Below are 11,484 nucleotides of genomic sequence, written 5' to 3'. Positions count from 1 at the left end.
GACTAACCTGACTTTTCCGTCAATACACCGTAAACCGGAGGAGCAGGATAGTTGTCACGGCCAAAGAGCGTGGCAATGCTGTTTGCCATCATCAGGTCGAAACACGGCAAAAAGGTGTCGTAAAGGCTGATATAGGTTTGCACACAAGGCGTTGGCACCAAAGCGACAGCAGCATCCGGACGATCTGATGCCTGCGTCGGCGCAGAAAACCCGATAGCCGATTTGACAGCGCGCTTGGCCACAGGTTCGGGCAGGCCTGCGGCAATCAGTCTCGCGCACAATCCGGCCGTTTCGCCACGGGCGTGAACCGCTACACGATGCGCCCCTTCGTTGGTGACCAGAAAGCGGCCATCCCAAAGCCCGCACTGAGCGGGGTGAAGTTCGATCTCCGGCAAGCCCCTCGCTTCGCGATAGAGATAGAGACCCGATTTGCGGCGATCGAAAACCACGCGCCCTGCAGTCATCCGCCCGCCACTTGCGTCTCCCAAAAACGCCGTAAGCCGCGCGGCCGTCTCGCGGCCAGGAAGATGAAGACGTCCGCCGATGACGGAGGCGATCGACAGAACCGCACGCATACAGTCGGGATCGGCCATACCGGCCGGAATTTCCGGATCGACCTTCGCCACAAGGCCTTCAAAACCGTGCACATACCGGTCAATCAGCCGCGCTGCACGCTCGCTTGACCCGAAACGGGCTCGCCCCGCGGCAAGTACATCCGCGGACGAAGATCCCTCGCCGGACAGCGCCTGGCGCACTCGCACGCGCTCAAAGCGGCGATTGCTGTTGCTCGGATCATCGAACCACCCCTCGCCCCGCTCCATTAGAAAAGAGCGGATATCGATCCGGCGCAGATGAAGAAACGGACGCCAGACCCAGGCTCTACCGCCGACCAGAACTCCCGCCGCCATGCCTGCCAAACCAGGCGCATCTGGCTCCGACCGGCCTAGGCGCATGGCAATCGTCTCGTTCTGGTCATCCGCAGTGTGGGCAGTGACAATGCAGATGGCAGCCATATCTCGCGCGGCATCGGCAAGCTGCCCGTAACGTGCTGCCCGCGCCGCCGCCTGAATACCGGCCACCGGCTTGTCGCCGTCCCATTGGCGAATGGTATGCGGAATGCCTTTTTCAGCGCAAAAAGCCGCGACCGCCCGCGCTTCCTCAGCGGATTCACGGCGCAGCGCATGATCGACAGTGCAGGCGGACAGGGAAAAGGCCGAAAAGCCACCAAGCGTGATCGCCTCATGCAGCGCCAGAAGCAGGCCTTTTGAATCACTGCCGCCGGAAACGGCGGCGAGGATCATGCCGGGTGTCTTGAATGAAGAGAGAAATTGTTTCGCCGCCTCTACGGCAGCAAGCGGCGCGGCGCGGTCCACCTCAGCAGGCAAGGCGGCCCTGTTCGCTGGCAACCTTGGTCTTCACCGCCTGCGAAGCCTTCGGATAGCGCTTGTTGACCTCACGCAGCGTGGCGCAGGCCGTGTCCTTGTTGTCGAGTGCAGCCAACGACATGCCGAGTTTCAAGAGCATCTCCGGCGCCTTCGGCGACTTGCTGTAGGCTTGGTGCGCATTCAGGAACGTCTTGGCGGAATCGTTGAACTTGCCTTGGGAGTATTGCGCTTCGCCCATCCAGAAGCTGGCATCCGCGGCTTTTTCGCCCTTCGGGAATGCTTCGAGATAGGAGCGGAATTCGTTTTCAGCCTTGCTGTAGTCGCCCGTCAGCACATGGCCATAGGCCGACTGATAGAGATCGCCGGGATTATCGAGAGCGGCCGTCTGCTGCTGGCTGTCCGGCGTCTGGTTGATGCCCTGATCGGTACCGGGGAGCGTTGATTCCAGACTCGATGTGTCCTGGTTTGCGGCGATAGGATTGCCGTTTTCGTCAAAGACGATCTGGCCCAGCGTCGAGGACGCCGCGCCGGTACCGGAAGCAGTATCCGATCCCAAACCTGCGTTGGGATCGGTTACAGTTGCCTGATCAGTCGGTGCAGGCGCAGTGCCAGCTGTCTGATTGGTGCGCGGTGTTTCCAGCTGGCTCTTCTTCGTCGAGCCCGACTTGCCGCCTTCCAGATCCTGGAAACGGAACTCGTTGTCTTCCTGGAATTTGCGGATCTGCTCCTGCATCTGCAGAAGCTGGAAACTCATTTCCTCGATACGCCCGTTGAGCGAGCGGATCTGTTCCTCGAGCTGCCCGATGCGTCCAACCTCGTTCGACTGGACCTTGAGCAGCGGCGCCTTGCCCGGTGACTGGGCCTCGCCGTGGATTGCGCGGTTGAACAGCGCGGATAGCGGCATGGCGGTCACTGTCTGTCCAAACCCCGCAAAGGCAGTCAGGCCGATCAATCCCGCCACGACAAAATGTTTCATGTCATGTGTCCTGTTTGTGTATCCACTCTCATCCGAACCGGTTCAAATCGGTTGATGGATGATTGCCGCACAGTTTTCCAATTGGCCTCAAAAAGCAACGGAGTTCGGTCAAAGTGTGACAAAAAAGAAAAGGCGGCCCGAATGGCCGCCTTTTCGAGAGACTGCTGAAGGTCCGGCAATTACATGCCGGCGCCACCCAGAACCGTGACAGCGCGACGGTTCTGCGACCAGCAGGAAATGTCGTCGCAGACGGCGACCGGCTTTTCCTTGCCGTAGGAGATCGTCTTGATCTTCGAGGCCGGGATACCGCGCGAGGAGAGATATTCCTTGGCCGATGCGGCGCGGCGTGCGCCCAGTGCCAGGTTGTACTCGCGGGTGCCGCGTTCGTCGGCATGACCTTCGACCGTGATGGCATAGTTCGGATACTTGGCCAGCCACTGCGCCTGGCGATCAAGCGTTGCCTGGGCATCTGCACGGATCGAGGTGGAGTCTGTGTCGAAGAAGATGCGGTCGCCGACGTTGACCGTGAAGTCCTGGCTCGAGCCCGGGGTCGCCGCATTGGCGCCGAGGCCGAGATCACCAGCGCTGTTCATCGGCTTCTTGGCGCAAGCAGCAAGCGCCAGGCTGGCAAAGAGAGCGATCATGATCGGGTTGCGGGCGAAGGATTGCATGCGGCCTGCGGCCTGGGCGTGAATGCGGCTCATGGGCCGGTCTCCTTGGATGGTCTGTCTTAATTCAGGGTTGCCAGACTGTAACCGGAAGCGGTTAATCCCATTTCAACGGATATGGTTAGCAGACGGTTAAAATTCGCGTGGAGGCTTGCTAGATCAGTCCTTTGCGGCGAGAAAGCGGCAAATTCGCCATATTCCCCGCCGCATCGTCACAATGCTATTCAATGGGGCTATTCAAGTAGCGGCGACCATGCCGGGTCAGACGCAAAGCCCTTGGTCTGGACCAGCTGCTCGTTATAGCCGGTCAGGTCGATCGAATAGAGCTGCGGACCACCGGCACCGGAGTTCTGCCGGAAGAACATCAGGACACGGCCATTCGGAGCCCAGGTCGGGCCTTCGTTGTGGAAGCCGGTCGTCAGGATGCGTTCGCCCGAACCATCCGGCTTCATCACGCCGATCGAGAACTTGCCACCCGACTGCTTGGTAAAGGCGATCAGGTCTCCGCGTGGCGACCAGACCGGCGTGGAATAAGAGCCATCGCCGAACGAGATGCGGTTCTGTCCACCGCCGCCGGCGCTCATGACATACAGCTGCTGGCGGCCGCCGCGATCACTTTCAAACACGATCTGGCTACCATCCGGCGAATAGGACGGAGAGGTGTCGATCGCAGCGGTCGACGTCAGCCGCGTCGTGGTGCGCGAACGCAGGTCCATCGTGTAGATGTTGGCGTTGCCGTCCTGCTGCAAGCTCATGATCACCCGCTGGCCATCCGGCGAAAAGCGCGGAGCAAAGGTCATGCCGGGGAAATTGCCGACCACTTCGCGCTGTCCGGTTTCGAGCTGCAGCAGATAGACGCGCGGCTCGTTGCCTTCAAACGACATGTAGGTGATTTCCTGCTTGTTCGGCGAGAAACGCGGCGTCAGCACGATGTCGTTGGAATTGGTGATGCCACGGGCATTGAAACCATCCTGGTCCATGATGGCCAGTTGACGCTTGCGTGCCGTCTTCGGGCCGCTTTCGGCGACATAGACGATGCGGGTATCGAAATAGCCCTTTTCACCGGTGATCTGCTCATAGATAGCGTCGGCGATGATATGGGCGACACGGCGCCAGTTTTCCGGCTGGGTGAAGAACTGCTGCCCTGCCATCTGCTGGCCGGCAAAGCTATCCCACAGGCGGAATTCCGCCTTCAGGCGGCCATCGCCTTCCTGGGTGACCCGGCCGGTGACCAGCGCCTGCGCATTGATGACCTTCCAGTCTTCAAAACGCGGAGCGGCATCCGGATTGGTGATCTTCTCGATGAAGGCACTTTTGGCGATCGGCGCAAACAGGCCGGAACGCTTCAGGTCGGCTGCAACGACGTCGGAAATCTTCTGGCCCAGTTCACCTTGCAGGAAGTCGGTGACGGCGATGGGCAAAGGCTCGACATTGCCTTTGTTGATGTTGATTTCCACCCGCGCATGTGCAGGCGCGATCATCAGGGTGACCATCGTCGCGAGCGCGATCAGAAAACGGAAGGGATTGCGTTTCAACATTGTAACGGAGCCTTTCAGCCATTCATTCTATGATGTTCTAGAGCATGGAGCTTGGATCGAAATTGACGACCACTTCGCTCCAGGAATCGTATTTGTCTGCCGGCAGGTTATCGAACGGCGCCGATTTCAGGATGGCCCGCCGCACGCTGCCCTCGAAGGTTCGCCGTGCCGAATCCGTACCGCCCGAGGCGACCACTTCAGGCCGCCCGATGATCTCGCCATTCTTGTCGAGCTGCATCGTCACCGTGATCGTCAGCCCTTCGGCACCGGAAATACCGGCAACGACGGACCAATTGTTCTCGATGCGGCCCCTCAGCGCATCCATTTCGCTGGCCGACAGCGTGTTGCCGGTCGTCTTCTTTGCACCCAGCGAAGCTGTTTCGCTGGACCGCTTCTTGCCACCGCCGGAGGAATCCTGCTTGTTGAGAAGCGCCGCCACTTCATCGGCATCGAAGTCCGACTTCATGGCAGTCGATGTCTTCTTCTTCTCGGTCTTGTTTTCTTCGTTCTTGCGATCGGGCGTCTTGGCCGTCTGCGCCGGCTGTTCCACCTTGGGCTTTGTCATTGGCGTCGGAACTTTGTCCGGCAGCGCTTCTGCATCCGGATTTTCCGCAGGCTTTTCCTCGGCAGGCGTTTCCGCAGGCTTGGGGTCGGGCTGGACCTCCTGCTTCGGCTCGGGCAGAGCGGCAACTTCCGTTGCAGGCTCGGATGCCGGCTTGTCTTCCGTCACCTCGGGCTTGTCTTCCTTCACCGGCTCAGGTTTCGGCAGCGGAACGTCTTCAGACTTGATCGCGCCCGTCGATTCCTTTTCGATCGGCTTGGATTCCGGCTTTGGCGGTGTTTTCAGATCAACACTGTTGTCGCCGACGTTTTCACCATCATTGTTCTCAACTGGCTTCTTTGTCGGAACGGGCGAAGGCTTTTCGGATTTCGGAGCCTTTGCGTCCCCCATCTGCAACTGGGTCAGCTCTTCGACAGACACCATATCGACCGGGATGGACTCCATATTGGAGACCTCGAACGATTTGGGACTGCCGAGCGACACCAGCGCCCAGGTCAGAACCAGGCCATGCAGCACAGCGGATGTGATGAGACTGCTCTTCATCGTACGCGCTCTACTGGCCCTTCTGCGGCTGGGTGACGAGACCGATATTCTTGAAGCCTGCTTCCTGGATACGCGCCATGACATCGGCGATCACGCCGTAAGGCGACGTCGCATCACCCCGCACGAAAATACGCTCGCTATAGCCTGTCGTTGCGATCGCCTGCAGCTTTGCGGCAACCTCTTCGACCGGGATCGGCGTTTCCTGCAGGAAGACCTGGCCGTCGCTCTTGACCGAAATCGTGATCGGCTGGGTTTCGGCATTCAGCGCCTTCGCCTGCGTTTCCGGCAGATCGATCGGCACGCCGACCGTCATCATCGGGGCGGCAACCATGAAGATGATCAACAGCACCAGCATGACGTCGACGAACGGCGTCACGTTGATTTCGCTCATGACGCCCTTGCCGCCGCGGCCGCCACGGCCACCGCGGCGACGGCCGCCACCCTTCGATCCACCACCTGCTGCTGACATACCCATTGGTCTATCTCCGTCTTCGTGCCGCTCAGGCTTTACTGCGCGGCCTGGCGCGGCTGCAGCTTCTCATCGATCTGGCGCGAAAGAATGGCCGAGAACTCGTCGGCAAACCCTTCCATGCGCGCCGTCAGCTTGCCGGCATCGGCGGAGAACTTGTTGTAGGCGATAACCGCCGGGATAGCGGCGAGAAGGCCGATTGCGGTGGCGAGAAGTGCCTCGGCGATACCGGGCGCAACAACCGCAAGGTTTGTCGACTTCGAACCGGCGATGGCCTGGAACGAGGTCATGATACCGACAACGGTACCGAACAGACCGACGAACGGGCCGGCCGAACCGATGGTGGCGAGCGATCCGAGCCGCGATTCAAGCGCTTCGGCCTCACGGGCCAGCGTCACGTCCATCGCCCGGTCAATACGCATCTGCAGACCGATCGGCGAACGGGCGCCGCGTTCGAAGGACTTCTTCCATTCGCGCATGGCAGAGACGAAGATCGCCCCCATGCCGGAGGTCGTCCGGTCGGACAGTGTCCGGTAGAGTTCTTCCAGCGACTGGCCAGACCAGAACACCTGTTCGAACGCATCCAGCTGGCGGCGCACCTTGCCGAATTTAAGCGTCTTGTCGACGACGATCGCCCAGGTCCAGATTGAGGCGCCAATCAGTCCCAGCATGACGAGCTTCACCACGAAGCCCGCCTCCATGAATAGCGACCACAGCGTTACGTCTGTCGTCGCTGCAGCCAATCCAACCTGTTCCATCGTTCTCAAATCCCCGAATCCAAACGCCCGGCAAGAGCAATCTCATGCTCACAGCCAGGGTGCTTAAACGTCATTGTTGCAAGATTGACCCGGCAGCTGCCGATAACCGGCCTCATGCCGATCTTTAAGCTTCCTGTCTGCCTTCTTGCGTTCAATCTTGGTGAAAGGATGACGTGCAGTGCACAAAACCCTAATATGTGCATTAAGACATCATTATGGTTAAGAGAGTCTTACTTTGCCGCATTGCAATCTGATCTTTGCCATGAAGTACTGCGGGAACATTCAAGGCTTGGCCGCGTTCAGCGGACATGAGCACGATCACGCCAAAGACATCATCCAAACGTTCCTCCCGGCCGCATTTCGATCATCGCGACCGGTTGATCCTTGCGCTTTATGCGCAGCTGAGGGCGGAGCGTGAGACACGTGAAGCGCTGGAATGGGCCATCGAGAATGGCGCCGTTTCGCCTGAAGTGCTGCAGGCCATGGTGTCCGATCCGGTGCCGGTGATCACCAGCGAGGATGTGGCTGCGCTGGAGCGCCTGCTGGCCCGCGACACGAACACGGGGAATATTGCGCATTAAAACACCGGCCGACGGAGAAGGTGGAAACATGGTATCGCGTGCATTGTGGAAAGGACAGCTGCGTCTCTCCCTCGTTTCCATCCCTGTCGAAGTGTTCAGCGCCACTAAGACGGGCGCGCGCTTTGCCTTCCGCCAGATCCACGAACCATCCGGCAAGCCCGTCCACTACGACAAGGTCGTCGACGGCATCGGTCCTGTCGATACGGACGAGATCGTCAAGGGCTACGAGTATGAGAGTGGCAAGTATGTCCTGCTCGAACCGGAGGAAATAGACGCAGTCAAGCTTGAGACGAAAAAGACATTGGAACTCGTGCAGTTTGTCGATGCCTCCGAGATTTCACCGATCTACTATGACAAACCCTATTATGTCGTTCCCTCCGACGATCTGGCCGAAGACGCCTATCGGGTGGTCAGGGACGCCTTGCGCAAATCAGGCAAGGTGGGGCTTGGCCAGCTGACCCTGCGCGGACGCGAATACATCGCTGCGATCAAACCTTGCGGCGATGGTCTACTTCTCGAAACACTCCACTACGCCGACGAGTTGCGGAAAGCCGATCCGATGTTCCACGGACTTTCCGGCAAAACCTCCGACGATGATCTTCTGGAAGTGGCAACCGCGCTGATCGACAAGAAGACCGCCCCCTTCGACGCCACCACCTTCAAGGACAATTATTCGACGGCACTGAAAGAACTTGTCCAGAGAAAGCTCAAGGGCAAGAAGGCAAAGATCGAGGTCGAAGATGAGGACGACACCGGCAAGCGTGGCGACAATGTCGTCGATCTGATGTCGGCACTGAAGAAAAGTCTTGAGGGTAGCGGTGGGAAAGCTGCGCCCAAGAAAGCCGCTCCGAAGAAAAAATCCGCCTGAGGCACCGCTATGGCCGAGCATTACGATTCCCTCACCGAGTATAACCGCAAGCGCGATTTCACCAGGACCGCCGAACCCAAGGGGGCGTCGAAAAAGGGAAAGGCGGGCAAGCTCTTTCTGGTGCAGAAACATGATGCAACCCGGCTGCATTATGACTTCCGGCTGGAATGGAAAGGCGTACTCAAAAGCTGGGCGGTAACCCGCGGCCCAAGCATCAACCCGGACGACAAGCGGCTTGCCGTGCGCACCGAAGACCATCCCATGGCCTATGGCGATTTCGAAGGTACGATTCCGAAAAAGCAATATGGCGGCGGCACGGTGATGCTGTGGGACACCGGCTGGTGGGAGCCAGACAACGATCCCGACGAAGGCCTGAAGGAAGGCAAGCTGAAATTTCATCTCCACGGTCAGCGCATGCATGGCGGCTGGACCTTAGTGCGGATGAAGCCGCGCAACGGTGAAAAGCGCGAGAACTGGCTGCTGATCAAGGAGCATGACGGCGAGACCAGCGAAGACGGCGAAAGCCTGTTGACGGAAAATTTGACCAGCGTCAAAAGCGGCCGTTCGATGGGGGAGATCGCATCCGGCCAGGGGGAAAGGAAAGCCCATGTGTGGGAATCGGCGAAAAGCGCCGCCGCCAATGTCAAGGCTGGCGCCGTCGCCGAGGAAAAATCAGAGCCGCCAAAAGAACGGAAACGGTCGGGCAAGGCGCCCACCTTCGTCAAGGCGCAGCTGGCAACCCTCACCGCGGACGCGCCTGATGGCGACGACTGGCTGAACGAAGCCAAGTTTGACGGTTATCGTCTGATGGTTTCCATCGGCAAAGGTGGCGTCACCTGCTTCACGCGGACCGGACTGGACTGGACGGAAAAATTCCCCGATATCGCCAACGGATTGATGCCGCTGGATTGCGACACCGCTTTGATCGATGGCGAGGCGGTCGCCGCTTCTAACGAAGGCTCCAAGTTCTCCGCATTGCAGAAGGCAATCAAAACCGGGGGCGAAACGCGCTTCTATGCCTTCGATCTGCTGCACCTCGACGGCAAGGATTTGCGCAAAGCGCCACTGGTCGAACGCAAGGAGGCGCTGAAGGTGTTGCTGGACACGCTGGAACCTGGCCCTGCTATCCAGTACAGCGAACACGTCCGGGGCAATGGCCGAAAGGTGTTTCAGGCCATGTGTAAGGCCGGGCAGGAAGGCATCATCGCCAAAAAAGCCGATGCGTCCTATCGCGAAGGCCGCGCCGGCAACTGGCTGAAGATCAAATGCACCAAACGGCAGGAATTCGTCATCGGCGGCTATTCCCCCTCTGACAAGCGCGGGAGGGCTTTCGCCTCGCTGCTGGTCGGCGCGTATGACGGGAGGAAATTCGTCTATCAGGGCCGCGTCGGCACCGGGTTCGACGAAGAGACCATGGCAGATCTGGCCGCGCGTTTTCCCAAGCTGATACGCAAGACGTCACCATTCGATGCGGTCCCGAACCAGATCGCGCATGATGCGGTCTGGCTGACTCCGAATCTTGCGGCGGAAATTGATTTCGCCGAATTTACCGACGATGGTCACATCCGCCACGGCGCCTTTCAGGGCCTGCGCGAAGACAAGGAGGCTTCTGCCGTGACGCTAGAGACGAAGAAACCAGCACCAACGTCCAAAGCCGCCGTGGATAAACCGGAAGTGCCGGGCGCGGATAAGAAACGGCCACCGCACAAGGAAAAGGATGCAGACGGCGACGTGCTCGGTATCCGCATAACCCACGCCGACAGGCTGCTCTTTTCCGACCCCGCGATCACCAAGGTCGACCTTGCCCGATACTATGGCGTGATCGCGGTTCGCATGTTGCCCTTCGCCGCGGATCACCCTGCCTCAATCCTGCGCTGCCCGCAGGGGCCTGATCATCAGTGCTTTTACCAAAAACATGCCGGCGATGGCTTTCCCGATGAAATCCATCAGGTCCCGATCGAGGAATCCGATGGCGATACCGCCAACTATCTCTACGTCAACGATGCCAAGGGCCTCGTGGCCGCCGTGCAGATGGGCACGATCGAGTTGCACATCTGGGGCTCGACCATCGACCGGCTCGACGCTGCCGACCGGCTTGTCTTCGATCTCGATCCCGACCCGAGCGTCACCTTCGAAACCGTCAAACAGGCGGCCGTCTTGCTTCGCGACGCGTTGGAGGAGCTTGGCCTGAAATCGGTCGCCATGGTCTCTGGCGGCAAGGGCATCCATGTCATCGTGCCGCTGTCGCGCCGCGCGCCGTGGGAGGACGCCAAGACCTTCGCCAAGGGCCTTTCGGCCAAGATCGCCGACGAAGATCCCGAAAATTACATCGCCACCATGTCAAAAGCCAAGCGCAAGGGCCGCATCTTCATCGACTGGCTGCGCAATGAGCGCGGCTCCACCGCCGTCGCGCCCTATTCGGTGCGCGCCCGCTCCAATGGTCCGGTGGCAACGCCGGTCAGCTGGGATGAGCTTGGTGATCTCGGTGCTGCCAACGGTTTTCACATTCCCGATATTCTCGAGCGCCTGGAAAGCGGTATCGATCCCTGGGCGGAGGCGAAGGACTGGAAACAGAGCCTGACCAAGGCAATGCTGAAAGCGGTCGAAGCCGGGGACTGAAACTCAGCCCTGCCCGAGGAACTTCTTGCCCAGTGTCTCCGGCAATCGCCGCGGCCGCCCCTGCCCGTTGATGACGGCGATGATCACCTTGGCGGCGATCAGTAGCGTGCCCTCGCGGCGGATTTCCTGTTGCAAGACCATCTTGGCGCCACCGGCTTTTTCCGTCGCCGTGGTGATCGTCAGGATGTCGTCCATGCGTGCCGGTTGCTTGAAATCGATCTCCATCCGGTGGACGACGAAGACCAGACCTTCCGTGTCACCCTCGATCGCCAGCGTTGCCTGCTCGACGCCGAGAAGACGCAGATAATCGGTGCGTGCCCGCTCCATGAAATGCAGATAGCGGGCATGATAGACGACGCCGGAGAAATCCGTGTCCTCATAATAGACGCGCTGCACCAGCCGGTGTCCGGCATCCGTCAACTCGCCGGAAAGTGCAATCAAGGTCATGGGCATCCTCTGATTTTTGTTTTTCTGTGACGGAACAAATTGCTTTTGGCAAGCATTGTCGTCCTGTCAC

General features: G+C 59.5%; 11 protein-coding genes. 3 read left to right on the top strand and 8 right to left on the bottom strand.

Annotated elements, in window-relative coordinates; all coding sequences use genetic code 11:
* Window positions 1-2 precede the first annotated feature (2 nt).
* The 7 genes from tilS to tolQ form a co-directional block, all read right to left on the bottom strand.
* Window positions 3-1,301, bottom strand: coding sequence for a tRNA lysidine(34) synthetase TilS (gene tilS, locus ACSQ3J_RS17600; protein WP_060506598.1), 1,299 nt, complete (start codon window positions 1,299-1,301; stop codon window positions 3-5).
* A gap of 73 nt (window positions 1,302-1,374) precedes the next feature.
* Window positions 1,375-2,361, bottom strand: a complete 987-nt coding sequence (gene ybgF, locus ACSQ3J_RS17595) for a tol-pal system protein YbgF (protein WP_060506464.1) — start codon at window positions 2,359-2,361, stop codon at window positions 1,375-1,377.
* 179 nt (window positions 2,362-2,540) lie between these two features.
* On the bottom strand, window positions 2,541-3,065 hold the full coding sequence (gene pal / locus ACSQ3J_RS17590; RefSeq protein ID WP_060511843.1) for a peptidoglycan-associated lipoprotein Pal: 525 nt from the start codon (window positions 3,063-3,065) through the stop codon (window positions 2,541-2,543).
* 197 nt (window positions 3,066-3,262) lie between these two features.
* Window positions 3,263-4,567, bottom strand: a complete 1,305-nt coding sequence (gene tolB, locus ACSQ3J_RS17585) for a Tol-Pal system beta propeller repeat protein TolB (RefSeq protein ID WP_060506466.1) — start codon at window positions 4,565-4,567, stop codon at window positions 3,263-3,265.
* Window positions 4,568-4,604: 37 nt separating this feature from the next.
* A complete protein-coding gene (locus ACSQ3J_RS17580) occupies window positions 4,605-5,672 on the bottom strand; it encodes a TonB C-terminal domain-containing protein (protein ID WP_060506467.1) in 1,068 nt (355 codons plus the stop codon).
* A 10-nt stretch (window positions 5,673-5,682) separates the two neighbouring features.
* Window positions 5,683-6,147, bottom strand: a complete 465-nt coding sequence (gene tolR / locus ACSQ3J_RS17575; protein ID WP_037099870.1) for a protein TolR — start codon at window positions 6,145-6,147, stop codon at window positions 5,683-5,685.
* Window positions 6,148-6,179: 32 nt separating this feature from the next.
* Window positions 6,180-6,899, bottom strand: coding sequence for a protein TolQ (gene tolQ / locus ACSQ3J_RS17570; RefSeq protein ID WP_060506468.1), 720 nt, complete (start codon window positions 6,897-6,899; stop codon window positions 6,180-6,182).
* A 308-nt stretch (window positions 6,900-7,207) separates the two neighbouring features.
* On the opposite strand from tolQ, the gene ACSQ3J_RS17565 reads away from it, so the two are divergent.
* Genes ACSQ3J_RS17565 through ligD form a run of 3 tightly spaced genes read left to right on the top strand, consistent with a single transcriptional unit; the run spans window position 7,208 to window position 10,967 of the window.
* Window positions 7,208-7,480 carry a hypothetical protein gene (locus ACSQ3J_RS17565; RefSeq protein WP_060506469.1) on the top strand — a complete coding sequence of 91 codons (273 nt, stop codon included), beginning with the start codon at window positions 7,208-7,210 and terminating at the stop codon, window positions 7,478-7,480.
* A gap of 28 nt (window positions 7,481-7,508) precedes the next feature.
* Entirely contained in the window at window positions 7,509-8,348 is an 840-nt protein-coding gene (locus ACSQ3J_RS17560) for a Ku protein (protein WP_060506470.1), read from the top strand.
* 9 nt (window positions 8,349-8,357) lie between these two features.
* Window positions 8,358-10,967, top strand: a complete 2,610-nt coding sequence (gene ligD, locus ACSQ3J_RS17555; RefSeq protein WP_060506471.1) for a DNA ligase D — start codon at window positions 8,358-8,360, stop codon at window positions 10,965-10,967.
* Window positions 10,968-10,970: 3 nt separating this feature from the next.
* On the opposite strand, the gene ybgC is transcribed toward ligD, so the two are convergent.
* On the bottom strand, window positions 10,971-11,414 hold the full coding sequence (ybgC, locus tag ACSQ3J_RS17550) for a tol-pal system-associated acyl-CoA thioesterase (protein WP_112834513.1): 444 nt from the start codon (window positions 11,412-11,414) through the stop codon (window positions 10,971-10,973).
* Between the last annotated feature and the right edge of the window lie 70 nt (window positions 11,415-11,484).

This window comes from Rhizobium sp. LjRoot98 (assembly GCF_964252935.1).
In the GTDB taxonomy this organism is placed as follows: domain Bacteria; phylum Pseudomonadota; class Alphaproteobacteria; order Rhizobiales; family Rhizobiaceae; genus Pararhizobium.
The sequence above is the reverse complement of the archived record's forward strand: the minus strand, read 5'-3'. Positions and strand labels throughout refer to the sequence as shown.